The sequence below is a fragment of the Leeuwenhoekiella sp. NPDC079379 genome (genome assembly GCF_044542075.1).
In the GTDB taxonomy this organism is placed as follows: Bacteria; Bacteroidota; Bacteroidia; order Flavobacteriales; family Flavobacteriaceae; genus Leeuwenhoekiella.
Genome location: NZ_JBITTU010000006.1, coordinates 205,542 through 230,467, shown reverse-complemented (window position 1 = coordinate 230,467; position 24,926 = coordinate 205,542). Strand labels below are relative to the sequence as shown.

22 protein-coding genes are annotated in these 24,926 nt (G+C 34.9%); 14 read left to right on the top strand and 8 right to left on the bottom strand.

Features of this window, described 5'->3' with window-relative positions:
* Positions 1 to 49 precede the first annotated feature (49 nt).
* The 9 genes from ACIGAM_RS12840 to ACIGAM_RS12800 all read left to right on the top strand — a co-directional run bounded on the left by ACIGAM_RS12840 (position 50) and on the right by ACIGAM_RS12800 (position 11,333).
* Positions 50 to 994, top strand: coding sequence for an alpha-E domain-containing protein (locus tag ACIGAM_RS12840; protein WP_396511839.1), 945 nt, complete (start codon positions 50 to 52; stop codon positions 992 to 994).
* A 60-nt stretch (positions 995 to 1,054) separates the two neighbouring features.
* On the top strand, positions 1,055 to 2,044 hold the full coding sequence (locus ACIGAM_RS12835; protein WP_396511838.1) for a transglutaminase family protein: 990 nt from the start codon (positions 1,055 to 1,057) through the stop codon (positions 2,042 to 2,044).
* A gap of 57 nt (positions 2,045 to 2,101) precedes the next feature.
* Positions 2,102 to 3,208 carry a peptide chain release factor 2 gene (gene prfB / locus ACIGAM_RS12830; RefSeq protein WP_396511837.1) on the top strand — a complete coding sequence of 369 codons (1,107 nt, stop codon included), beginning with the start codon at positions 2,102 to 2,104 and terminating at the stop codon, positions 3,206 to 3,208.
* A 1-nt stretch (position 3,209) separates the two neighbouring features.
* A complete protein-coding gene (arsC, locus tag ACIGAM_RS12825; protein ID WP_396511836.1) occupies positions 3,210 to 3,554 on the top strand; it encodes an arsenate reductase (glutaredoxin) in 345 nt (114 codons plus the stop codon).
* A gap of 87 nt (positions 3,555 to 3,641) precedes the next feature.
* Positions 3,642 to 6,149 carry a TonB-dependent receptor domain-containing protein gene (locus ACIGAM_RS12820; protein WP_396511835.1) on the top strand — a complete coding sequence of 836 codons (2,508 nt, stop codon included), beginning with the start codon at positions 3,642 to 3,644 and terminating at the stop codon, positions 6,147 to 6,149.
* A 241-nt stretch (positions 6,150 to 6,390) separates the two neighbouring features.
* Positions 6,391 to 8,112, top strand: a complete 1,722-nt coding sequence (locus tag ACIGAM_RS12815; RefSeq protein WP_396511834.1) for a purine-cytosine permease family protein — start codon at positions 6,391 to 6,393, stop codon at positions 8,110 to 8,112.
* A complete protein-coding gene (locus tag ACIGAM_RS12810; RefSeq protein WP_396511833.1) occupies positions 8,112 to 9,596 on the top strand; it encodes a mannitol dehydrogenase family protein in 1,485 nt (494 codons plus the stop codon). Before ACIGAM_RS12815 ends, ACIGAM_RS12810 begins: the two co-directional genes overlap by 1 nt.
* A 152-nt stretch (positions 9,597 to 9,748) precedes the next feature.
* A complete protein-coding gene (locus ACIGAM_RS12805; RefSeq protein WP_396511832.1) occupies positions 9,749 to 10,474 on the top strand; it encodes a flavodoxin family protein in 726 nt (241 codons plus the stop codon).
* Between the two features lie 34 nt (positions 10,475 to 10,508).
* On the top strand, positions 10,509 to 11,333 hold the full coding sequence (locus ACIGAM_RS12800) for a hypothetical protein (protein WP_396511831.1): 825 nt from the start codon (positions 10,509 to 10,511) through the stop codon (positions 11,331 to 11,333).
* A gap of 38 nt (positions 11,334 to 11,371) precedes the next feature.
* On the opposite strand, the gene ACIGAM_RS12795 is transcribed toward ACIGAM_RS12800, so the two are convergent.
* A complete protein-coding gene (locus ACIGAM_RS12795) occupies positions 11,372 to 11,545 on the bottom strand; it encodes a hypothetical protein (protein ID WP_164916300.1) in 174 nt (57 codons plus the stop codon).
* 148 nt (positions 11,546 to 11,693) lie between these two features.
* On the opposite strand from ACIGAM_RS12795, the gene fumC reads away from it, so the two are divergent.
* Complete coding sequence (gene fumC / locus ACIGAM_RS12790; protein ID WP_396511830.1) at positions 11,694 to 13,088, top strand: class II fumarate hydratase; 1,395 nt, start codon at positions 11,694 to 11,696, stop codon at positions 13,086 to 13,088.
* 102 nt (positions 13,089 to 13,190) lie between these two features.
* On the opposite strand, the gene ccsA is transcribed toward fumC, so the two are convergent.
* Positions 13,191 to 16,433 carry a cytochrome c biogenesis protein CcsA gene (gene ccsA, locus ACIGAM_RS12785; protein ID WP_396511829.1) on the bottom strand — a complete coding sequence of 1,081 codons (3,243 nt, stop codon included), beginning with the start codon at positions 16,431 to 16,433 and terminating at the stop codon, positions 13,191 to 13,193.
* 113 nt (positions 16,434 to 16,546) lie between these two features.
* On the opposite strand from ccsA, the gene ACIGAM_RS12780 reads away from it, so the two are divergent.
* Positions 16,547 to 17,302, top strand: a complete 756-nt coding sequence (locus tag ACIGAM_RS12780; RefSeq protein WP_396511828.1) for a Rossmann-like and DUF2520 domain-containing protein — start codon at positions 16,547 to 16,549, stop codon at positions 17,300 to 17,302.
* Positions 17,295 to 17,828 carry a KdsC family phosphatase gene (locus ACIGAM_RS12775; protein ID WP_396511827.1) on the top strand — a complete coding sequence of 178 codons (534 nt, stop codon included), beginning with the start codon at positions 17,295 to 17,297 and terminating at the stop codon, positions 17,826 to 17,828. The genes ACIGAM_RS12780 and ACIGAM_RS12775 overlap by 8 nt, the downstream gene beginning before the upstream one ends.
* 171 nt (positions 17,829 to 17,999) lie before the next feature.
* Here the strand turns inward: ACIGAM_RS12775 and ACIGAM_RS12770 are convergent, their stop codons facing one another.
* The 6 genes from ACIGAM_RS12770 to ACIGAM_RS12745 form a co-directional block, all read right to left on the bottom strand.
* Positions 18,000 to 18,641, bottom strand: coding sequence for a DUF1801 domain-containing protein (locus ACIGAM_RS12770; RefSeq protein WP_396511826.1), 642 nt, complete (start codon positions 18,639 to 18,641; stop codon positions 18,000 to 18,002).
* A gap of 153 nt (positions 18,642 to 18,794) precedes the next feature.
* Complete coding sequence (locus ACIGAM_RS12765) at positions 18,795 to 19,181, bottom strand: DinB family protein (protein ID WP_396511939.1); 387 nt, start codon at positions 19,179 to 19,181, stop codon at positions 18,795 to 18,797.
* A 6-nt stretch (positions 19,182 to 19,187) separates the two neighbouring features.
* A complete protein-coding gene (locus ACIGAM_RS12760; RefSeq protein WP_396511825.1) occupies positions 19,188 to 19,316 on the bottom strand; it encodes a hypothetical protein in 129 nt (42 codons plus the stop codon).
* Positions 19,317 to 19,318: 2 nt separating this feature from the next.
* Positions 19,319 to 21,904: a phosphoenolpyruvate carboxylase gene (locus tag ACIGAM_RS12755; RefSeq protein WP_396511824.1), complete on the bottom strand. Its 2,586-nt coding sequence runs from the start codon at positions 21,902 to 21,904 to the stop codon at positions 19,319 to 19,321.
* A gap of 79 nt (positions 21,905 to 21,983) precedes the next feature.
* Complete coding sequence (locus ACIGAM_RS12750) at positions 21,984 to 22,463, bottom strand: Lrp/AsnC family transcriptional regulator (RefSeq protein WP_028375239.1); 480 nt, start codon at positions 22,461 to 22,463, stop codon at positions 21,984 to 21,986.
* A gap of 55 nt (positions 22,464 to 22,518) precedes the next feature.
* Entirely contained in the window at positions 22,519 to 23,694 is a 1,176-nt protein-coding gene (locus ACIGAM_RS12745) for a M14 family zinc carboxypeptidase (RefSeq protein WP_396511823.1), read from the bottom strand.
* A gap of 291 nt (positions 23,695 to 23,985) precedes the next feature.
* Between ACIGAM_RS12745 and ACIGAM_RS12740 the strand changes: the two genes are divergently transcribed.
* Together ACIGAM_RS12740 and ACIGAM_RS12735 are read left to right on the top strand one after the other, a co-directional pair.
* Positions 23,986 to 24,429, top strand: coding sequence for a helix-turn-helix domain-containing protein (locus ACIGAM_RS12740; protein WP_396511822.1), 444 nt, complete (start codon positions 23,986 to 23,988; stop codon positions 24,427 to 24,429).
* A 25-nt stretch (positions 24,430 to 24,454) separates the two neighbouring features.
* Positions 24,455 to 24,850 carry a DNA topoisomerase IV gene (locus ACIGAM_RS12735; protein WP_396511821.1) on the top strand — a complete coding sequence of 132 codons (396 nt, stop codon included), beginning with the start codon at positions 24,455 to 24,457 and terminating at the stop codon, positions 24,848 to 24,850.
* Positions 24,851 to 24,926: the final 76 nt, after the last annotated feature.

The following is a 24,926-nucleotide window of genomic DNA, read 5'->3' as shown; positions in this document are numbered from 1 at the left end:
TCTACCCACGCAAAAACAAATAAATCTTAATTAAGAAAAAACAAAACTTATGCTTGCACGAGTAGCAAATAACTTATTCTGGATGGGACGATACATTGAGCGTGCAGAACATCTTGCACGATATCTTAACGTAAACTACTTTTCTTCTTTAGATGCTCCTAATGAAAAGTCGCAATCTCGTGAACTCGTACTTCATTCACTGTTGTTCATGGCTAATGGCCCCGTTCCTGAAGATTATGATCTTACCGAACAAAATGTATTTTTTGACATTGGGCTCAATAAAGATATGCCCTATTCGATCTTAAATTGTGTAAAATTTGCGCGTGAAAATGCAAATGGAGCTCGAGATTTAATTTCTACAGAGCTCTATGAATCTCTTAATAAATTCTACCATTTTGTTTTAAATTATAATGCCGACTTTTTTGTAAAAAAAGGATTGTATGATTTTTCTACACAAGTTGCAGAATCAACAGCCGTAATACGTGGCAAAATAAGAGGAACCTTGTTGCACGACGAAGTATATGCTATAATTATGTTGGGCGTAAATATAGAGCGCGCTACGCAAGTCGTTAGAATAATACAGTCTAAATATTATGACGCTTTAAAATCGCAAGGAAGTTATGGAGATAAGTTTAGTAAAAGTTATGAATGGGTAACGCTTCTAAAATGTATTGAATCGTATGATATGATGCGTAGATATTATAAAAAAACACCTACCAGCATAAGTACTCTAGAATTTTTAATACTTAATCGTGATTGCCCACGTTCTGTTATGAACAGTCTTGTACAGGTAAACAACCATATTAATTTACTTAATCGTGAGAAACACCCTAGACACGACTCCGCTGCATTTTTAATTGGAAAAACTCATGGTGAGTATTGCTATAAAACTGTAGACAAGATTGAAGAAAATGTAGAACTGTTTATTGAAGAAATACAAGATACACTTATTGAAATCGCAAAAAAGATTGAAAACGAGTACTTTAAATATTAAATTAATATTTTTCTAATTTTTAAATGGTTATTTTTGCACGTTACTAAAACCCCAGACATTTTGGATTATATAATTAAATATAGAGCTGAAAATAAGTATGAAGCTCAGGTTAATGAGGCACTATGGCAATTTCTTATTAAACCGGAAGAGTCTAAAGAACAAAGTATACGTATTGCTGAATTTACAAACTCTCTGGGAGCAGCGTTAGAAGAAACTACAAATACATACGGTTTTGAGATCGTACGCATACACCCCAAGAAACCATTCTCAGAAATTACTTTTGAAGCCAATTATATTGTAAGTAAAACAGTTGTCAATCCGTTTTCTGCATTAGATAGTTTTGCAAATCAAGAGCACTATAAAGCTATAGAGAATCTGGATTTTAAAATCAAACATGAACGCTTTTTAGGTTCAACAGACCTGACATTGCTTTCAGCAGGAAATCTGCCGTTTAAATTTTCAAAAGAGCGTTCTATTTTTGATAATCTTCAAGAATTAAACAACTACCTATTTACCAACTTTACATTTAAACAAAAAGTAACTTCAGTAACTACTACATTAAATGAATTCTTACAACGTTCAGAAGGCGTTTGTCAGGATTTTACGCATCTATTTATAGCTATAGCACGTGCTAACAATATACCGGCACGATATACATCGGGATATTTACATCAAGGTAATGGCTATTTAGGGGATTCTCAAATGCATGCCTGGGCAGAATGCTACATCCCTGAAAAAGGTTGGCTTGGTTTTGACCCTACAAATGATTTAATAGCTTTAGAAAATCATATTAAAGTTGCTCACGGTAAAGATTACAATGACTGTGCTCCTATTAAAGGAATTATCTTTAGTAGTTCTGCAAAAAATGAAACTATTTATACGGTAGAAGTTATTGCACAAAATGAAAGTGAGCCAGATGTCATTCCTCAATCACAAGGCTTTGACCCGCTACCTTTTACTCAACAAAAGGACATGCAATTACAGTGGCAACAGCAGCAACAGCAACAGCAGCAACAACAAAAACAGCAGCAGATACAGAAGCTCTTCTAGTTACAAGTTATTTTACTTTGACAATAAAATAGTAACTTTCCCACAAACAGGTTTACCATGGTAACTAGCGATCAGATCAAAGATCTTGTGCAGCGCACTGATGCGCTAAAATTGCATTTAGGTATAGATCAGAAACGAATAGAAATACAAAACGAAGAAGAAAAAACGTTTGACCCTAACTTCTGGAACGATCCTAAAGAAGCAGAACTCTTTATGCGGGCATTACGCGAAAAGAAGAAATGGGTAGAAGATTTTGAAAAATCATTGTCCTTAATTGAGGATGTAGGTGTTTTACTTGAATTCTACAAAGAAGGCGATGCCACGGAGGCTGAAGTAGTAAAGCAATATGAAACGGTTGCCAAGCTTATTGAAGGTATGGAGTTTAAAAACATGCTTTCTGAAGAAGGTGATGATCTAAGCGCCGTTCTACAAATAACTGCAGGCGCCGGTGGTACCGAAAGTTGTGACTGGGCAGCAATGCTAATGCGTATGTATCTTATGTGGAGTGAGAAAAATGGATACAAAATTAAAGAACTCAACTATCAGGAAGGTGATGTAGCCGGTGTAAAGACAGTAACATTAGAAATTGATGGGCCGTTTGCTTTTGGATGGTTAAAGGGTGATAATGGTGTACACAGGCTGGTACGTATTTCTCCTTTTGACAGTAATGGTAAGCGCCACACCTCCTTTGCTTCGGTATATATTTATCCTTTAGTAGATGATACAATACAGATTGAAATAAATCCTGCAGATATAAACTGGGATTTTGCAAGATCTTCTGGTGCCGGTGGTCAGAATGTAAATAAAGTTGAAACTAAAGCTATACTTACCCACCACCCTACCGGAATTATCATTCACAATAGTGAAACCCGTTCTCAGTTAGAAAACCGGGAGAAAGCGATGCAAATGCTTAAATCGCAGTTGTATGAGATAGAACTAAAGAAGAGACAAGCGGCTCGTGATGAGATAGAGTCTGAAAAGAAGAGTATTGAGTGGGGATCACAAATACGTAACTATGTTTTACACCCGTATAAGCTTGTGAAAGATGTTCGCACAGGTGCAGAAACCGGAAATACAGATGCCGTCTTAGACGGTGATATTGATTTATTTTTAAAGGCGTTTTTGATGATGAGCGGTCAAAAGGAAACCAGTAACGAATTATAATATGTTAAAAATATACCACAACCCACGTTGTTCAAAAAGCAGACAGGGTCTTGCGCTACTTGAAGAATCAGGAAAAGAATTTGATGTTGTAAGATATCTTGATGACACACCCTCTTATATTGAGCTTGCTGCAATTATAGGTAAGCTAGGTATACAGCCTATCGAACTCATAAGAAAGGGAGAAGCTATTTGGAAAGAAAAGTTTAAGGGTACTATTTATTCTGACAAGGAATTAATTCAAATAATGGTAGAAAACCCGAAACTCATAGAGCGGCCAATTGTTATTCTTGATAATAAAGGTGTTATAGGAAGACCTCTTGATAACATTAAGAATTTGTTAGGATAAAACGTTTTTCTTTTAACAGAAGTTTAACCACTACCCCTTTAAACCATTTGTGTATTCTTAGTCTAATTTGCGAAACCAAAATTGACTATGAAAAATACGTTCACACTATGTGTGCTGTTTCTCTTTACAGCATTCACATTTGCACAATCCTCTTCTTCTAAAGCTACCATTACTGGTACGGTAGTAGATAAAGATGCCGGCATACCCCTTGAGTATGCTACGGTTACAGTAACAGATGCCACTAATGCTACAGATGTAGAAGGTGGTATTACAGACACTTCTGGTACTTTTAAAATTGAAGTTGCTCCCGGGAAGTATACTATTAAAATCGAATATATTTCCTTTCAACCCTTAATTTTAAACAGAACCATTACCGGTGATCTTAATTTAGGAACGGTACAATTAGAATTTGCAGCTTCAAATCTTGATGAGGTTACTGTGATTGCAGAAACCACAACTGTAGATATTCGATTAGATAAGAAAATCTATAATATAGGTAAAGATTTAACGACTGCCGGTGGTACTGTAAGTGACGCATTAAATAATGTACCTTCGGTTACTGTAGATGTAGAAGGTGGCATTAGCCTTAGAGGAAATGAGAATGTACGTATTCTTATTAACGGCAAACCTTCGGCTATTGCAGGTTTTGGAAATACAGATGTCCTACGTCAGCTTCCGGCAGATGCTATTGAGCGTGTAGAAGTAATTACTTCTCCTTCCGCCAGGTATGATGCTGAAGGTACTGCAGGTATACTAAACATTATTTTGCGCAAAGAAAAAACCTTAGGATTTAATGGATCTATAAACACGAGTATAGGGAATCCTGATTTAGCAAGTATTTCTGCTAACCTAAATCTACGTACCGAAAAATATAACATTTTTAATACTACAGGATATCGTTATTCAAGCTCACCAGGTAACGGTTTTTTTGACACTAACTATTTATCTTCCGCAGATATAAACCCCACTTATGATCGCATAATAGAAGATCGTGATATACAGCGTTTAAACAGAGGTTTTAATACTAACTTGGGTATAGAATATTACCTTAATGATAAGTCATCTGTTACTGCTTCTGTATTTTATAGAAATGGTAATGACGTAGACGAAACAACAAACCTTACTCAAAGTTTTAGAGATGCGGCAAAAGTTCTTGAAACGACACGTATTGAAAATCAAAAGGAGAAAGATGATAGCTACCAATTTTCATTAAATTATATCAATAAATTTAATGATGAAGGCCATCAATTGACTGCAGATTTTCAGTATGAAAATTCTAAAGAAATTCAGAATACGAGAATCAATGAAGATATTACCTTAGATACTGAAAATACTACACCAATAATTGGGGAACGTTTATTAACTGATGAGCAGCAAAAAGAATATTTAATTCAGGCAGATTACGTTTTACCCTTTGCTGAAGAATGGCAGTTTGAAGCAGGATATCGTGGTAGTTTTGAAAATGAGATTACAGATTATGCTGTGAATCAAGAGCAAATTGCTAACACAAATAACTTTATACGCAATGACACATTAAGTAACGTATTTGATTACACAGAGAATGTAAATGCAGTATACACTCAGATAGGTAGCAAATTTGGTAAAGTTTCTGTTCTAGCCGGTTTACGTTTAGAAAACACACAATTAAAAGGAAAAATAGGTTCTTCTTTAAATGAAGAAGAGTTGCAAGATATTTTTGGCTTTCCAATTGATACCGATTTTGACAATAATTATTTAGGCCTATTCCCTACCTTAAATGTTACTTTAGAAATTGCAGAGCGCGAGAATATAACTTTAGGATATAATCGTCGTATCAACCGCCCGCGTGGCTGGTTTTTAAATCCATTCCCAGATAGAAGTAGTAGAAATAACGTATTTCAGGGAAACCCTAATTTACAGCCTGCATTTTCTAATGCGTATGATATAGGATATTTAAAACGTTGGGATAAAGTGACTCTAACTTCGTCTATTTATTATCAAAAAGAGACAGCCTCTTTTGAGCGCGTAGATGAGATTATTGAGTTACAAGGTCAAGGGACTAATACTAACGGAAATACGGTAATACGTACCATTCCTATTAATCTATCAAGTAACGAGCGTATAGGTGCAGAATTAGGTATGCTGTACAACCCGGCTAAGTGGTTGCGTCTAAATGGTAGCTTCAACTTCTTTCAATTTAATACTGAAGGATTTTTTAACGACGTAGATTATAGTGCTAAGAATACTAGTTATTTTGCGCGTTTTAGTTCTAAAGTTTCCTTACCCTTTAAAATAGATTGGCAAACCAATGCTAACTACAGAGGTGCTTCTCAAAATGCACAGTCTGATACAGACGGTATACTTTCAGTTGATTTAGCATTTAGCAAAGATGTTTTTGGTGATAACGGTACGGTATCTATGAATGTAAGCGATTTGTTTAACGGCAGAAAACGTAATCAATTTACAACTAACGACTTCTTCACAAGAGATAGCGAATTTCAGTGGAGACAACGCCAAATAAACTTATCGTTTGTATATCGTTTTAACCAACGTAAAAATGAAGCAAAGAGAAATCAACCGGTGAATACCGATGACGAAGGTGATTTCCAGGGATAATTAATTCGATTCCTTTCATTCCTAACTTTAAAAAACCATTCAATAAATTGAATGGTTTTTTTGTTATGTAAATCAACCAAAACTAATAAATAAGGCTTTAGAGCCCCAAAATCTTATGAAAACTACTAAACCCTTTATTTCCGCTAAAATCGCTTAAACGATTAACTAAATCGATTAAATTAGTGTATTTAACTTTTAAGCTGTAAATTTCCAACGATATAGTACCCATAAAAAGATAAGTATGCAAACCGGAAAGGACAATCAGCAATTTGAAGATATAGATGTCGAGCAATTACCCGTATCTAAACATAAATTACATAACTGGACCCATTTTGCAGGATTGTATGCTGCTGAACACGTAGCAGCTACAGAATTTGTTATAGGAGCAACCTTTGTAGCGCTTGGAGCGAAAACGATGGATATTATTATAGGTTTGCTTATAGGTAATATTCTGGCTGTGTTAAGTTGGACATTCATCACCTCTCCCATTGCCGTAGATACCAGATTAAGTCTTTATAATTACCTGAATAAAATTGCAGGTGATTCTATGACCAAACTATACAACTGGGCAAATGTTATTATTTTCTCAGTAATCTCTGCAGCAATGATAACGGTATCCTCTACTGCGGTACGATTTGTATTTGATATTCCACAACAATTGGATTGGTATCCTAATAATTTTTGGTTTGTATTGATTGTAATGTGCGTAGGTATTGTTGTTGTGTTGATAGCAATGTTTGGTTTTAAAGCCGTTACTGAATTTGCAGGAGTTTGTGCACCTTGGTTATTTGTTATGTTTATAAGTGGAGCGATGGTTCTTTTACCCGCATTATCGCTAGATGTTCTAGATAGTACATTGCCCGGAAGTTGGCACGAACTAATCGCGTTAGGCAATCAGTCCATCTGGACAGGGATAGATAGTAATGGAGAACCAGGTATAGGTCTTGTTGAAGTTATAGGTTTTGCGTGGGCTGCCAATACTATCACACACTTTGGACTTATTGATATGGCACTTTTGCGTTATGCTAAAAAGAAGGTCTACGGACTTACAACCAGTAGCGGTATGATGTTCGGTCATTTTGTAGCCTGGATTTCAGCAGGAATAATGGGAGCTGGTGCTGCAGTAATTTTGGGTAAATCTATTGTAGAATTAGACCCAGGAGATGTGGCTTATTATGCTTTAGGTTGGTCTGGTTTTGTTATTGTCATTATAGCTGGATGGTCGACAGCGATTACAAATCTATATCGTGCCGGTCTGGCTGCTCAAGCTATTTTTAAAAGTCATTCAAGAAAGAAGACGACCTTAACCGTTGGTTTATTCACGGTTGTTATAGCGTGCTTTCCTTTTGTTTTTTCACAAATATTACCATTGCTAACCTATGCGGGATTACTAGTAGTTCCTGTAGGAGCGATTGTTTTTGCTGAACATCAAATTTTTCCGAGGATAGGTTATACGCGTTATTGGTCTTCTTTCAAGCAATTAAAATTTAATACTCCTGCAATAGCATCATGGGGAATAGGTTTAGTATTTGGCTTCGGTCTAAATGCGCTTAATGTGATGTCATTCTTTTATTTATTCGTACCCACTTGGATTTTTACGATAATTATGTACACCCTTTTAGCTGCACGTTACGGAGCTAAAGAATCTTATCCTGAAGAAGAGCAAAAAGAGCAAGAGTACCAAGAAAGTATATCAAAATTTCAGGATGATAAAGCCGAATTAGAACCAGATCCAATTATTGACCGAAGTATATTTACAAAAATTCTAAAAGTGGTGTCTGTGGTAGCATTAATAATCACATTAGTTCTTGCAAGTCTGGTTTTATTTGGCAGTGCTAATGAGAATAATTATATAACAAATAGAGCGCTATTTTATAAATACGCTTTTATATGTACCCTACTCTATTTTATAACAGCTTACTGGGCAACAAGACGAGGAAAAATTAAAAAAGAAAAGCATTAATGAAAAATTCAGTAACTCTAAATTTAAATAATATTGATCTACTTCGTGAACATTTAGGTGTTCCAGAATATGATCCTAAATCACTAAAAACAGGAATCGTTCACGTAGGCGTTGGTGGCTTTCACCGTGCTCATCAAGCTTATTATTTAAATAAATTACACGAAGCCGATCTCAATACAGAATGGGGAATTTGTGGCATTGGTTTACGGGAAAATGATAAGAACATTGAGGATGTCTTTATAAAGCAGGATAATTTATACACGTTGCTTGTAAAACACCCTGATGGTAAAAATGAAGCTCAAGTAATAGGATCGATCATCGATTTTAAACTGGGATATGGTAATCCTCAGGTAGCCATAGACAAGATGGCTCACCCAGATACAAAAATAGTATCTCTAACAATTACAGAGGGTGGTTATAATTTTAATTCATCAACAGGTGAATTTAATTTTGATAATCAAGATGTTATTTACGAATTGCAAAACCCGGAGGATCCACGTACCATATATGGCTATTTAACCGCAGCTCTTAAAAAACGTCGGGAGAATTCGTTACCGCCATTTACTATCATGTCTTGTGATAATATCGAGCACAATGGCGATGTAACACGCGAAATGTTACTAACATTTGCTAAGCGACAAGATAGTGAACTTGCTGAATGGATTGAGACTTCAGTAAGCTTTCCTAATAGTATGGTAGATCGAATTACTCCGGTGACAACTGCGGCAGATATCGAATTTTTAGAAAATGAATACGGCATTAAAGATGAATGGCCGGTTACTTGTGAACCTTTTATTCAATGGGTTATCGAGGATAATTTTTCTAACGGCAGACCTCAATTAGAAAATGTAGGTGTGCAGTTTGTTCCAGATGTTAAGCCTTATGAAAAGATGAAATTGCGTTTGCTAAATGCAGGACATTCTGTATTGGGGATTTTAGGAGCTGTACATGGATATAAGACGATCAATGAATGTATGGAAGACAAAGTCTTTGTAACCTATTTAAGATCGTTTATGGACCAAGAAGCTACACCGGTCTTAGACGAATTAGAAGGCATAAATTTAAATGATTATAAAGATAGCCTTGAAGAGCGATTTGCAAATCCTAATATTAAAGATAGTGTTAGTCGCATTTGTTCTGAAAGTGCTGCAAAACTTCCGAAGTTTCTAATTCCAACTATACAGGATAATTTAAAATCTGGGGGTAATATAGATTTTGGCACTCTTGTTTTAGCAACTTGGTGTTATTATAGTGATCTGCAACAAGATCAAAATGGTGCTCCATTAGAGATTTTAGACACGATGAAAAATGAACTTCACGAAGCGGCTCAAAATTCAAAAGAGGATGCCTTATCCTTTCTAAGACAAACTTCAATTTTTGGTGATTTAATTAATAATGATCGCTTTACATCAAGTTATATTAATGCTTTAGATAAAGTGTATAAGGAGCAAAACATCAGAAATATAATGTCTGATATGATATAGCTTACTATTTATATAAAATTTTAAACGCCAGATTATTTTCATAATCTGGCGTTTCTTTTTTTACGTTATTTTAGTAATGGTATTTGATTTTTAAAAATGCGGAGTTTCATTTTGTATTCGTAAATTACAGTGGAATACAAAATTATAGTCATATGGATTTTAGTAATCTCAACGCAATTTATATCAATTGTACTTTAAAAAAATCACCACAAAAAAGTCACACTTCCACATTAATGAATGTCTCAAAAGAGATTCTCAAGAAAGAAAATGTCTCATTTGAAGAAATACGCTTTATTGATCATGATGTTGCAAGTGGTGTTTATCCAGACATGACAGAATATGGCTGGGAAACCGATGAATGGCCTCAACTTTACAAAAAAATTATAGCAGCAGATATTTTAATAATTGGTACTCCTATTTGGTTAGGCGAGAAATCATCTGAAACTCAAAAATTGATTGAGCGCCTTTATGCGATGAGCGGAAAAGTCAATGACAAAGGACAGTATGTTTTTTACGGAAAAGTTGGTGGTTGTATTATAACAGGAAATGAAGATGGAATAAAACACTGTGCAATGGGCATACTTTATTCTCTGCAGCATGTAGGATACTCAATACCACCACAAGCAGATTGTGGTTGGATTGGCAAGGTAGGACCGGGCCCTAGTTATGGAGACCAGGTTTGGAATGATGAAAAACTGAACACGCCAGTAGGTTTTGATAGTGATTTTACTAATAGAAATACAACATTTATGACTTATAACCTACTTCATATCGCTTCTATGTTAAAGCGAAATGATGGTTACTCAAATTATGGAAATTCACGTGAACAATGGAACAATGGGGAACGCTGGAATTTTGAAAACCCGGAATATCGTTAATATGCTAAGAAGTTTATTTTTTTTTATTTTTCTATTGAGTATTGAAATATCGTACAGTCAGAAAACAGTTATTTTACCAGAAAATAATATTGACAGTCTTTTTTTTAAAAAATTACCTGAAAAACTTAAACAGTTTCAATTAGAGGATCTGGAAACCTCAAAAGACTCTTTAAATATTAGAATCTGGGAACAGCATACTATCTTCACTTTGAATTATTATTCTGCAGATGAGGTCTCCGCTAACTATAAAATTTATACGGGAGGTAATTCGCCAGTAATTGCAACTAATACAATTACCAACACCCAATCGCGTAAAATTTTTGATGAATTTAAAACTATAAGTTTTGAAGAACTCTCTGGAGATTCATTTCGCGGTTTAGACGGATTTTATATTTATATAGAAATTGCTACTAAAGATGAGTACAAGGTCATTAGTTATTGGTCACCCTTTCACAGGTCTTGTAAAGATTGTAATACGATACGTGAACTACATGATATTTTATCTGAAAATATAGATACAGATAAATTCAAAAGTAATTTTATCAATAGTTTAGAACCCGGTGGTTATACATGGGGAATGTCTAGTGTTCAAATTGATCACTTCTTAAATGAAGATGTCGATAAAACAGATTTTTATATAAAAGCTGAAAAGAAAATTAGGGATGAATTAAATATTACTGAAGAAACAAATCATCAAAACTTTCCACTTATTCTAATAAATAAAAAGCCTGCTAAAATTGCTCATTTAAATTCCTATACATTAGAAGATATCAAATCATACGCTATATTTGGTAAAGGGGCGATTGCTTTTTACGGGAGTTCAGGCCGAAATGGAGTTTTATTAGTTGAAACCAATTAAATCTATACACGACAATTTTATTATATATAATGTAATACTTAAGAATTCACATTATTAGCTTTCTTTTTTTCACGTATTTCTTTCATACGTTCTACAAAAGCACCACCAATCCAATATGGAAGAATGGAAACTAAAAATATCATTAACCAGAAACCTATTGTTAAAATGGTTAAAAATGCTAAGAAGCCTAAGTATTGATCAAATTCGAACATAATATGGGTTTTGTCTTGTGGCAAATTTAGCGATAATCTTCCTTAATATGCAATACAATTTTCAATTAAAACAGAGATTTATAACTACCCTAAACTGCAGTTATTAAAGACAAACTATTATTTTTGTTCAACCACTAAAAAAATCATAATGGAATATAGAATAGAGAAAGACACGCTGGGTGATGTTAATGTACCGGCAGACAAATTATGGGGAGCACAGACTGAACGTTCCCGTAATAATTTTAAAATAGGTGCCGCAGCATCTATGCCTATTGAAATTATTTATGGTTTCGCCTATTTAAAAAAGGCTGCTGCTTACACTAATGCAGAATTGGGAGTTTTGTCTGATGAAAAAAGAGATCAGATTGCAGCTGTTTGTGATGAGATTTTAGAAGGGAAACACGACGACCAATTTCCGCTTGTTATCTGGCAAACCGGTTCTGGAACGCAAAGCAATATGAACGTTAATGAGGTAATTGCAAACCGTGCTCATGTTTTAGCGGGAAATACTTTAGGCGATGGAGGCAAAACATTACAAGCAAATGACGATGTGAATAAATCACAATCTTCAAACGATACGTTCCCTACAGGAATGCATATTGCTGCCTATAAGAAAGTGATGGAAGTTACCCTTCCGGGCGTTATTAAACTTAGAAATACACTCAAGCAAAAGTCAGATGATTTCCGCGAAGTGGTTAAAATAGGTCGTACACATTTAATGGATGCTACTCCCCTAACTCTGGGTCAGGAATTTTCAGGATATGTGTCTCAATTAGATCACGGTATAAAAGCTCTTGAGCATACACTAGATCACCTTTCTGAACTAGCTCTGGGTGGTACCGCGGTAGGTACCGGATTAAATACACCTAAAGGCTATGATGTTCTGGTAGCAGAATACATTGCAAAATTTACAGAACAGCCCTTTAAAACGGCTGATAATAAGTTTGAGGCTCTTGCCGCACACGATGCTATTGTAGAATCTCACGGTGCACTAAAGCAACTTGCGGTTTCTTTAAATAAAATTGCAAATGATATAAGATTGCTTGCCAGTGGACCACGCTCAGGAATTGGTGAAATCACGATTCCCGCAAATGAACCGGGTTCTTCTATTATGCCTGGTAAAGTAAATCCTACCCAATGTGAAGCAATCACTATGGTTTGCGCTCAGGTTATAGGTAATGACATGGCTATCGCTGTAGGCGGGATGCAAGGTCAATATGAGTTAAATGTGTTTAAGCCGGTTATGGCCGCAAACTTTTTACACAGCGCTCAACTTATAGGGGATGCTTGTATTTCCTTTGAAGAACATTGCGCTGCAGGTATTGAGCCAAATCACGCTCGTATTAAAACGATGCTTGATAATTCTTTAATGCTTGTTACTGCATTAAATACTAAAATAGGCTATTATAAAGCTGCGGAAATTGCAAATACAGCACACGATAATGGCACTACGTTAAAAGAAGAAGCTGTTAATCTAGGTTATGTTACCGCCGAAGAATTTGATGAATGGGTAAAACCTGAAGATATGGTAGGAGAACTTTAAATAAGTTAGCAAACACATAAATATAAAAAAGGGAGAAAGCTTACGCGATCTCCCTTTTTTTATTTTTTTAAATTGAAATTTATAGTAACAACTAGTACCACTTTACTTCTTGTAAAATTTCTTGTATTTAGGATAAGCGATCAATGCAAATACAATTACACCGCCCATAATACCGAGCGCTCTATTTAAATTTAAAATATTCTCACCGCTCGCATAACTGTGCAATCCAGAAAGCCAAAAATTAACTCCAAAATAGGTCATCATAATACTACCATATGCTAAAATAGACATCAAATTAAAGAACCATCTACCACGTAAACCGGGTACTAAACGCATATGTATAACAAACGCATAAACCATTATACTTATAAGTGCCCAGGTTTCTTTAGGATCCCATCCCCAGTAGCGACCCCAGCTTTCATTAGCCCATTGTCCACCTAAGAAGTTTCCTATCGTGAGCATAACCAAACCTACGGTAAGAGCCATCTCATTAATAATGGTAAGCTCTTTAATGTTGAGTTCCATTTTTAATTTATTCTTACTGTTTGTAAGCAGCATTAATAATAAAGAAACAAGACCTAAAATCATACCTAAGGTAAACGGCCCGTAACTCGCTACGATTACCGCTACGTGTATCATTAACCAATAACTATCTAAAACAGGCTGAAGATTCGCAATTTCAGGATTTAACCAGTTCATACTCGCTCCCCATAGTATAAAACCAGCAACAAAAGCTGTACTGGCAATGGTAAGTGAACTTTTTCTACCAAAGGCAAGACCGAAAAACATAGTTGCCCAACCTACATATAAAATAGACTCATAAGCATCACTCCACGGTGCATGACCCGAAATATACCAACGCCAAATTAGACCCAGTGTGTGCAATGCAAATAAAATAAGTATAGCACCACCACCTGCATAAACCATCCATTTAATAAAACGGGTTTCTTTAAATATGCGTATGATTACAAATACAAACATAAAGACGCTGGCAAGCATGTACATCCAATATAGCTTGGTAAAAATATCGTGCTTGTTGTAGTAAACTTCAGCATCTATTTTGTCTTGGGAGGGCATAATCTCACTACCGTGTTTTTCTTGAAAACTTCTAATGCTTTTTAGAAAGGTATCTGCCTTTGAAAAATCGCCCGTATCTTTTCCTTCACGCAAAGCGGAAAAATACAGAGGTAGAATTTGCTTCGTGTAGAGAGAATCCATCCCTTTATAGCCAGCTTCATTTAATTCAGGATAAGAAACCCACTTATTATTTTCATTATCTATTAACGGAAAAATCTTTAAAATCTCACCACTAACGGCACGACTCAACAGACCTAAACGTTCTGCGATATCTATAAAATCTTTGTCAAAACTGTTTTTTATTTCAGCCTGATAGGCATTTGTAATATATACATCAAGCTTATTACGGCCCTGGCTATCTAGAAAATCAAGTGCACTTGCGTACTTCTGATCTTTTGGAATACCTATAATACCACGCAGACTGTCATTTGCAGGTTTTAAATAGATAAAATCTACGTTATACCAGAAAAAAGGAGATTCTACCATAGACAGAAAAACCTGATCTGCAGTCATCCCATGGTAAGAATCACTTCGGCTTAATTTGCGCAGTAACTTACTTGCAAACGAATTTACAGGCATCATACGGCCCTTATCATCCTGAATAACCATTTTACCAAATTTGGCTGCTTCTGCTGCAGGAATTGTATTTTGTTTTAGAATTGAATCAATTTCAGCTTGTTTCGGGAGCATGTGATTCTCTTCATCTACTACGGCTGTACCGGGAATAAAATCTTGAGGTTGTTCCTGTACAATTTCAGTATTTCCATTTTCAACAACCACTTGCTCTTCTTGTGCTGTGAGGATATTTCCGCCAAGGGCGAAAAGAATAACCACTATAGAAAGTTTTGCTTTTCGAGCTTTTACTTTATCGAGTCTAACCTTTAAGTCGCCAAAACGGCTTCCTTTATCAAATAGAATAATCATAAGCCCCAGATATAATAAAAAGTATCCTATATAGGTAATCCACGTACCTACAGCATCGTGATTCACAGATAAAACAGTACCCAACTCATCTGGACTAAAACTCGCCTGAAAAAAGCGATAGCCTTTGTAATCTAAAACGTGATTCATAAAAATATCGTAATCAAATGCTGAATCATCACCTTCTACAACTGTAATTTTACTCTTGTAAGAGGAATAAACATTTGTCGTACCCGGGTATCGTTCTGCAATAAAGTCATTTAAGGTTACTGCAAAAGGAAGTTCTACAGCTTGGCTTCCGTAATTCATATGAAAGGTAAGGTCTCCTATTTTTACAGACTCCATTTCATTATTATAGCCTTTACCTCCTAAAAGCCCCAGTGTTTCTTCTCCATCTTCGGTCTTAATGTTTACAAAAAGAGCATCTGCCTGTCCTTTTTGTTTAGGAAAAGCTTCTACAATTCCGTTTTTACCTTTCATTACCGGCTCTGGGATTACAAACTGCATTCCTCCTAACTGGTAAAGAGATCGTAGTTTTAATTCTTGAACAGAATCTTTAGCAACCTCATAATCAGTTTGAGTAGCCATAACTCGGGTACTTCCGCCAAAAGGTGTTTGTATGGTATAATTCTCCCCATCAAAACCTATATTAATAGCACCATCAGTAGGCGTGTTTAAGGCGAAAAGAACATTGTGAATACTTGCAACCTGACCTTCTTCAATATAATGCTCGTGGCGTTGCCCGTCACCTGCTTCAACAATTTTTAATTGATTAATACCCTCTGTATCTTCAATAAGACCTTCTTCTGCCCCATCTATAAATTTTGAAAATGAAATACTCACCGGTTTACCTGCAAAATCTGTCTCCCAGTTAAAATCATTATTTAGTCTTGTAGATAGATTTAAGTGTTTAGGATCTAGTTTTCGACGCATAGGCGCACCATCTTTTTCCCCATCTATAAAAACACTTAAATACGTGCGATCACTTAAGAATGTATTTTCGGTTTCTCCCTCACGTATGGGCATAACGCCTTCAAACCCCACGTAACGCGTCCAGGCTGCTCCAAAAATGATTAGTATAAACGATAAGTGTAATAAAAGTGTAGACCATTTTGCTCTGCGCCATAGTTTGAAGCGTGCTATGTTACCCACAAAGTTAACTATAAACATAAGGTGAATGAGCTCAAACCACCAGGCCTCATATACGAGCTCTCTGGTATAGGGTGTGGGTGAAGTTTCTTGCCCTGCATCAAGTATTGTTCCTGTAGCCATTGCTACAGCATACACAATAAATAAAAGAGCCATTAATCGGGTAGAAAACAGGAAATCTGTGATACGTTTTTGCATGGTAAAAAAGCCATTTTTTTGATGGCGCAAAGGTACAAAACAAAAGAGCATTAATAAAGGTTTAAGGCTTGCTATTACTTACATTTTACGTCGATTTTATGTACATTTGAAAAGTGATTACTCTTTCAATTATAGGTACCGGCAATGTAGCATTTCACCTTGCACATGCATTTAGTACTGCGCAAGGCATTAACCTGCAATTTGTTGCAGGAAGAAATCAAAAATCTTTAGTAGATTTTAAAGAGTTTGCCAGTACCACTACTACCCTAACTAAAACACATAAATCTGATGTAATTATTATTGCTGTAAGCGATGTGGTCATTTCAGAAATTTGTAATGAGCTAGAGGGTATTGACTCGCTTATTGTGCATACATCAGGAAGCACATCAATAGAAGTTTTAAATACACTTAAACGTTATGGTGTATTTTATCCATTACAAACATTTACAAAATCAAAAAAACTGAATTACAGTAAAATACCCTTTTGTATTGAAGTAAAGCTTGAAGGTGATTTATCTATTTTGAAATCTCTTTCAGAAAGTTTAAATGCGGAGAGCTATGCTGTAAATTCAACAGAGCGTGCAGCTTTGCATTTAGCTGCTGTTTTCAGTAATAATTTTAGCAATCATATTCTTACCGAAGCAAAACAGCTATGTTATGATAATGGGGTTTCTTTCAATTTGTTAAAACCATTATTAGAAGAAACAATTGAAAAAGCTTTTGCCCTGGGACCCGAAAATTCTCAAACAGGACCAGCTAAGCGAGGTGATACTATTACAATAGATAAACAATTAAGTGCTTTGACGAGAACAGGTCAACGAGCTATATATAATACCCTAACCCAATCAATTTTAAAACATTATGAGTGATAAGAGTTACAAAGAACACCTAAAAGATATTACCACTTTTATATTTGATGTAGATGGTGTGATGACAGACGGAAGTCTTTTAATTAATACCCAGGGTGAAATGATGCGGAGCATGAATGTAAAAGATGGTTATGCATTAAAAACAGCTCTCAATCATAATTTCAAAATTTGTATAATTAGTGGCGGCACTAATGAAGGAGTACGCAGCAGATTAGAAGCACTAGGAGTTACAGATATTCATCTGGGAGCTCATTCTAAAATAGATTTTTTTTATGATTTTGTATCAAAAAATAACATAAACCCAGAGAACATCTTGTATATGGGCGATGACATTCCTGATTATCCCGTAATGCAGATAGTGGGTTTACCTTGCTGTCCGCAGGATGCAGTTAAAGAAATTAAAGAGGTCTCTAAATATGTTTCACATAAAAAAGGCGGTAGAGGATGTGTTCGAGACGTAATTGAGCAAGTATTAAAAGTACACGGCAAATGGATGCAAGATTTTGATGCTGCTCTAAAAGATTAAAAAACTAAAGCCTGCACTAAAGCAGGCTTTAGTTTTTTTATTAGATAAATTATCGTCCGGGTAACTTGACTTACTAAAGACCCCAGCAATTGATAGTTTTAAAAATCTAATATATGAGCTAAATTACCATTTACTTATATTTTTGGACAAGATTAAAACTTCAAAGCAATCCTACTTATTAAGTATTTTATGTGCCCCGTCACAAGCCGGCATTTTCTTTGAGAGACCGCAAATACAATCATTAAAACCAAAACCATCCAAAATTTTTGATTTATAACTTTCTATTCTAGAGGCACGAGTTTTTGCTTGTTTAGCTCCGCTGAAGTAAATTAAGTATCCGCGTTGTTTTCCCGGTGTAAGTTTATAAAAAGAGTTTTTGAAAGAAAAATCAAGATTAAATGCATATTCTAACTCTATCGGAAATTTAGAATCTACAGGCTTATTGTATAGTGGTTTCTTTCCTGATTTTTCTATTTCTCTAGCTTCAGAGATATATGATTTAATCACTTCACTTAAAGATAAAACCTCTTTTTCTGAAGTAAATTTAATTACACGTGCGGCTTTTGTATTAGGACCCGCGCTAAGTAAAATGTGTTGCGAATCATTTAGCAATTCTCCTTTTATAAATGTTATGGTGCAATATGATTTGAAAGCGCCCAGTAAGATCACATTTTTTGTATTGTAGGTATAACACGCATTTCTCCACTTAAATTCTTCCTCCAGATTACAATCAAGTATCAACGTTCTTAGCAGCTGTAGTACAGAACTAAAAGGTTTAGCATTTACAATAAATTGATCTACTTCTTTGTTCATAACTAATAGTCGCCAAGTCTATTCTAAAGTTACTTACAATTATTCAAAATTATGTTTAATTAACTACTAAACATTTTTAATTATACATATTAAAACTTCATAAAAAAAGCTGTAATACTAATGCATTACAGCTTTTCAATTTTATTTATAAAATTAATCTAAATAACGAGTTTTAATTATATATGCATGATGTATCTCGTGCCCACAAATTATAAAGCCCGCAGCGCGTGCAGATAATGTGCTATTACTCGCAGTTCCAATTTCTAAAAGAGCTTCAGCAGACAAATTTTTAAACAGATTAATTGTACAAGATCTTACTTGATTGTATTCCTCAATTAAGCTTGTCATCGAACGTAAATTAGCGCCAGATGGTTTTATGTAATCATCCTGTTCAAAACCAGCTAATGGTGTTTTATCTCCCCTACCTATTCGCAATGCACGATATGTAAAAATGCGCTCGGTATCAATCACGTGTAATAGTGATTCTAAAACAGTCCATTTTCTGGAATCATACGCATACAGCCATTTATCTTCTGGAATACTTTGTTAAAAATCATTATAAATCTTCTTTCCAAATTCCAGTGCTTCGACTAAATTGTGCGTAAGATCTACTTTACCAATGTAAGTTTTGTAAAAACCATTAAACTCAGTCTCTTTTAGTTCGGTTACATTCATAATTACGCCGAATTACGACTTGCATTTATGTTTCCGAATAAAGAGCGTGTAACCATCTTCTCAAACATTTCTAATTTTGCCTGATCAGGATTTTCTTCACGCTGCATTTCCTGAATTTTCTTTAATGCAAATTGCTGTATCGTTAAGAGCGGCAATACAATACGCTCCCGCTCTTGAATAGATGCTTTACCAGCTTGCTCTTCTTCCATAAGCTCAGAATAGCCGCTTACTTTTAGTAATAGGCGTTTTGTACGCTCATACTCATCGTGAATAATATCCCAAAAAGAACCAAATTCCGGATCATCGTGCATATAAGCTGTAAGGCCGAAAAAAGACTTGGTTAAAGACATCATACTGTTTTCTAAAAGAGTTCTAAAGAACAAACTATTTTTATATAGATCTTGTACTTTATCAAAGTCTCCGCGTTTTTCAAAAGCTTCAATAGCTGTACCTACACCGTAAAAACCGGGAACGTTCTGTTTTAGCTGAGACCAGGAGCCAACAAACGGTATTGCTCTTAAATCTGAAAAATTAAGTTTTTCACTTTTTCCACGTTTACTAGGACGACTACCTATATTCGTTTTTGCATAGTATTTTAAGGTACTCATACGCTCCAGATATCCTAAAAAGTTAGGATGCTCTTTAAAATCTGAATATGCTTTATAACTTAACTCTGCTAACTCTTCCATTGTAGAGCGATCTTCTTCTGGGAATGCTTTTCCTTTTTCAGAAAAGACACCATTAAAAATACCAGAACTTAATAATTGCTCTAAGTTGTACTGGCAGGAGTCTGGCGTACCAAAGTTTGAACTAATGGTTTGCCCTTGTACTGTTAATTGTATTTCTTCATCTTCAATAGTTTCTCCTAATGAAGCATAAAATTGGTGTGTTTTACCACCACCACGAGCTGGCGGTCCTCCTCTACCATCAAAGAAAATTACTTTAATTCCAAATTCACGCGAAACCTTCGTAAGCTCTTCTTTAGCCTTAAAAATACTCCAGTTTGCCATTAAATACCCCCCATCTTTTGTACCATCACTAAATCCTAACATGATAGTTTGCTTCATTTTACGCTGCTTTAAATGCTTAGCGTATGCAGGATTTGTGTAGAGCTTACGCATCACCTCGTGAGCTATTTTTAAATCTGGTACCGTCTCAAATAATGGAACAATATCTACTAATGGATTCTCCCACCCGGTAAGGTGAAACATAGAAAATGCGTGCATCACATTAAGACCGGTCTGGTTGTTACTTATAATATATCTGTTACAGCTGCGCTCCCCGTTATGTTCTTGAATCTCGCGCATCGCATAAATACTTTCTAGCGTTTTACGCGCAATCTCATCTTCTAAAGTAGCAGGATCTATTGTACCTTTTACATCTTGTAAAATGGTTATTTGCTCAGCCTCTGAAAGTTCTGCAAAATTTGCTGGAAATATCCCCAGCTCATCCTTAGCACTTTGCTTAACGATCTCTTCCATCACGTGCATATGTACCCGACTATCCTGACGAATATCTAATACTGCAAAATGGAAACCGAACATTTTAATCTTATTCAATAAGTCGTCAATTTGCTCAACAAATAAGCCTTCGTGACGCTCAATAACTATTTGACGAATGCGCATTAGCGTGCTGTTTAATTCGTCAACTGTTATTTTTAATTGATCACCCGGTAAAAAGATACTATCATAAAGTCTACGTTCTATATCTGCTAGTGGAGCCTCTGTACCGTTAAAAGTTATTCTACGTCTTAAATTACGTACGTCTCGGTAGTAATTTTTAATAATTGTATTACGTAAACGAGAAGCAACTTTGAGTGTAATTTCGGTAGTTACAAAAGGGTTACCGTCACGGTCACCACCCGGCCAAAAGCCTAAATCAATCACTTGATTATCAAAAAACTCTCCTTTAAATACGTTTTGCTGTAAGTAATTATAAATGTGACTTGAAGCTTTATAAAATACATTTTCTAAATACCAGATTAAACTTACTGCCTCGTCATAGGGAGTTGGTTTTTCTTTCTTAAAAAATGGCGTTTTACCTAATTGAGATAAAAGATTTTTTATCATCTCGAGGTCATTATCATTAAGTGCTTTACTTAAATCATTGATAATTCCTAAAACAGCCCCTGGGTAAAATTGTGTAGGGTGTGCAGTAAGCACCGGTCGTATTTTAAAATCTTGCAAATACTCCTGCAATTCCCCTGTTTTAGACTGCGCTTCAGCTTCCTCTTTTATGTTACGTAAAGTACCACGACCATCCATATTATTTACAGTACGGTATGCAGCATCTTCAATAGCATCAAAAAGAACCACTTGACGCTCTATATATTGTATAAAACGAAATAGAAGATCGTGACGCTCCTCTTCTGAAACATCACGCTGATATTTATCAAAAAAGTAGTTAACTATTTTCTCGGGATTATATTTGTTATCATAACCACGTGTGCAGATTCTATCAAAAAGCGGTAACAGCACACCGGTGTCTGTAATGCCGTGAAACGGCAAGGTCATAAATAGACTATTATAAACCTGATACTTCGATTTTACAAGATTGTTAAAACGTTCTAGCTTGGGTTGTCTGGACATAAGTTAGTTTTGATTAAAATAAAAATACCCTTTGCCAAAAAAGCCAAAGGGTATATATAAAATACTTCTTTGGTTTACTTTACAAGTCTTGAAAAATACTGTGCATTAAACGTTTTTTATCGTTGATACTTTCATCTAAAGAAATCATAGTTTCAGTACGATAAACACCTTCAATATCATCAAGTTGAAAAATTATATTCTTCGCGTGTTCTGTATTTTTTGCTCTTACTTTACAAAAAATATTAAATTTCCCTGTTGTAACATGTGCTACAGTAACATAAGGAATTTGATTAATACGCTCTAAAACAAATGTAGTTTGACTTGTTTTATTAATATAGATGCCTACGTAGGCAATAAAGGAATATCCTAGTTTAGCGTAGTCAAGAGTTAATGAAGAACCTACAATAATGCCGGCCTCCTCCATTTTTTTAACTCGTACGTGAACAGTACCAGCCGATATAAGTAATTTCTTTGCTATATCTGTAAACGGAGTTCTTGTATTCTCAATCAGCATATCTAAAATCTGATGATCTACTTCGTCTAATTTGAATTTTGCCATTATTAGTTAATTAAATTATATATAAATCAAAAATAATACAAAATCACTGAATAATTCACAACAAATCGTTCCTTTTTAGCGAAAACGTTGTAGGTAAACTGGAATTTGTTTGGATTTCTTCAATAATCACTCCCTCTTTCCAGTCAAAATTATCTTTATTTATTGGTGCACTTCCCTCATAATTTACCTCTATATGACCATTAAACTCCTTTAAATCACCTATCTGATGTATTTTTGGGACAAAATTCAATGTTCCATTTTCTAGTGTTTCTTCAAACTGAACAGCTAAATCTACCACTCCTAATACAGGAAGTTTAATAGAACGAATTAAGTAGTCAAAAAAGCATTTTTTGTTCTCCGGAATAGTAAAATACGGATTACTGGAGGTGTTTTTTTTCGATTTAAGCAATCTAACCGATTCAAAAATGCGAATAAGTGACAAAAACACAAGTGTTCTAGTTTCTTCCCTATCATAATCTCCAGGATAATGACCCGCTTCAAAAAGTACTGTAGGTATATTGTGATGTTGAAGTGTATCTCCGACGCAATTTATATTGAATCCGTCATCGTAGCGTCCTACAGAATCTGGTATAAACTCTTGAAGCATCTCATTCATATCTGCTATTAAAGACATTCCTATCTTCCTTGACTGAGTCACAGTACGCAATTCGTCTTGTGAAGGCGATAAAAAAGATACAATTGCACTTTTTGCAGGTTCTCCAACACCAAAAATTGTTCGTTGACCGTGAAGATTTAAACAGTAATCCGGCTTAAGATTTGTATATAAGTTTTTTAAAATAACACTTTCTGGCTGAGATAAATCCTGTGCATCTCTATTAAGATCAACATTATTTGCATTGGCGCGTGTATAAGCATCTGCACCGTCAGGATTTAGCATAGGTACCATTATAAAAGTACACGTATCTAAAAGATCTGTAACAGCATTTTTTTCTTTATTACTGTCAAACCATTTAAATACATCAAATAGAGCTTTAGTGGTTGTGCTTTCATTTCCGTGCATTTGTGACCATCCAAGAACTGTTATGGGACCCGTACCAAAAGTTACTTTAGATATAGGTCTGTTTGCTACAGAATATCCTAATGTTTCTACACTAAAAAGAGTAGGTAAATTATCAAGTAGCGGTTGAATGTCGTTTATAGTAATGTAGCGTCCTTTAATAGAAGCTACTTTCTGGCTTTTGTGCCATGTATTTAAAGTAGAATAATCCATCGATTTTGTTGAATTACAAATGTAAACATTACTTATTTTACATTTGTAAACACATAAAATCATTGCGATTGTTTACAAGTGTAAAAAGGTTTAAACTTGTATCAATAAGGCTATTTGGAAATATTCCTACAAATAAAAAGTATGTATTTAAAAACTTAAATACAAGTATGTTATAAAACCTATATTAATCTTTTTATTCAATACAAAGTAAGGCTGTTTACAAATGTAATATGATTATTGTGATTAGTTTATTTACATTTGTAACGCATTAAATTTTAGACAGGTGTTACAATGGTAAACAGTGATCAATTTGGTAAACGACTGCAACGTATAATGGATGAATACGATTTGAATGCTACTTCATTTGCAGATGAGATTGAAGTAGGTCGTTCATCAATATCCCATATTCTTTCCGGTAGAAATAAACCTAGTCTCGAATTTGTAATGAAAATTGTTTCAGCTTTTCCTGAAGTCGAGCTTTACTGGCTTTTAAATGGAAAAGGAAGTTTTCCTAAAAAGACTGTCGAACCTATCGCGGCTCCTAAATTACCTTCAAATCAACTACAGGCGGATTTTGAATCAACAACAACGATACCTTCTGAAAGTTTAAAAAAAGTCTTGCCAGGAGAACCTACAGATTCTATAGAAGAAAGCTTAGCCCCAGTCAAACAGGAAGCAATTGAGCGAATCGTCATTTTTTATAAAGATGGAACCTTTAAGAATTTCGTGCCTTAAAGTTTCTGGTGTAAATTTGAAGAAAATGTATTTTTCTTCTGCTATGATAAAAGTGTTTACGTTGAGTTTACTCACAGCTTTAATAGTAACAAGCTGTTACAACCCTGAGCGCAACTGCACCGATTTTAAGACCGGTAAGTTTGAGTTTGAAACTTATTTAAATGGTGAAGTAGTAAAAACGACGTTCGTGCGTAATGATACGCTTGAAATTGATTTTTATGAAGGGAAAGCAGATTCTTCAAGCATACGATGGATTAATGATTGTGAGTACATCGCAGAAAAAATAAATCCTACATCAATGCGTGATCGCAAAGCATTACACTTTAAAATTCTTACAACTAAAGACGATGTATATACATTTGAATATGCACTTGTAGGAGAAAGCAATAAACAAAAAGGTACAGCTAAGAAAATAGAATAGAGCTCATACTTCTTAAAAAATACCCTCTCGTTTCAAAATTTAGCTATTTATAACTAAGTATAAATCTCAATATTTA

Excerpts from the sequence above, each read along its gene's own strand:
- ACIGAM_RS12840 (WP_396511839.1), top strand. The coding sequence starts at position 50 with ATGCTTGCACGAGTAGCAAATAACTTATTCTGGATGGGACGATACATT.
- prfB (WP_396511837.1), top strand. The coding sequence starts at position 2,102 with ATGGTAACTAGCGATCAGATCAAAGATCTTGTGCAGCGCACTGATGCG.
- arsC (WP_396511836.1), top strand. The coding sequence starts at position 3,210 with ATGTTAAAAATATACCACAACCCACGTTGTTCAAAAAGCAGACAGGGT.
- ACIGAM_RS12820 (WP_396511835.1), top strand. The coding sequence starts at position 3,642 with ATGAAAAATACGTTCACACTATGTGTGCTGTTTCTCTTTACAGCATTC.
- ACIGAM_RS12815 (WP_396511834.1), top strand. The coding sequence starts at position 6,391 with ATGCAAACCGGAAAGGACAATCAGCAATTTGAAGATATAGATGTCGAG.
- ACIGAM_RS12810 (WP_396511833.1), top strand. The coding sequence starts at position 8,112 with ATGAAAAATTCAGTAACTCTAAATTTAAATAATATTGATCTACTTCGT.
- ACIGAM_RS12805 (WP_396511832.1), top strand. The coding sequence starts at position 9,749 with ATGGATTTTAGTAATCTCAACGCAATTTATATCAATTGTACTTTAAAA.
- ACIGAM_RS12795 (WP_164916300.1), bottom strand. The coding sequence starts at position 11,545 with ATGTTCGAATTTGATCAATACTTAGGCTTCTTAGCATTTTTAACCATT.
- fumC (WP_396511830.1), top strand. The coding sequence starts at position 11,694 with ATGGAATATAGAATAGAGAAAGACACGCTGGGTGATGTTAATGTACCG.
- ccsA (WP_396511829.1), bottom strand. The coding sequence starts at position 16,433 with ATGCAAAAACGTATCACAGATTTCCTGTTTTCTACCCGATTAATGGCT.
- ACIGAM_RS12775 (WP_396511827.1), top strand. The coding sequence starts at position 17,295 with ATGAGTGATAAGAGTTACAAAGAACACCTAAAAGATATTACCACTTTT.
- ACIGAM_RS12770 (WP_396511826.1), bottom strand. The coding sequence starts at position 18,641 with ATGAACAAAGAAGTAGATCAATTTATTGTAAATGCTAAACCTTTTAGT.
- ACIGAM_RS12760 (WP_396511825.1), bottom strand. The coding sequence starts at position 19,316 with ATGAATGTAACCGAACTAAAAGAGACTGAGTTTAATGGTTTTTACAAA.
- ACIGAM_RS12755 (WP_396511824.1), bottom strand. The coding sequence starts at position 21,904 with ATGTCCAGACAACCCAAGCTAGAACGTTTTAACAATCTTGTAAAATCG.
- ACIGAM_RS12750 (WP_028375239.1), bottom strand. The coding sequence starts at position 22,463 with ATGGCAAAATTCAAATTAGACGAAGTAGATCATCAGATTTTAGATATG.
- ACIGAM_RS12745 (WP_396511823.1), bottom strand. The coding sequence starts at position 23,694 with ATGGATTATTCTACTTTAAATACATGGCACAAAAGCCAGAAAGTAGCT.
- ACIGAM_RS12740 (WP_396511822.1), top strand. The coding sequence starts at position 23,986 with ATGGTAAACAGTGATCAATTTGGTAAACGACTGCAACGTATAATGGAT.
- ACIGAM_RS12735 (WP_396511821.1), top strand. The coding sequence starts at position 24,455 with ATGTATTTTTCTTCTGCTATGATAAAAGTGTTTACGTTGAGTTTACTC.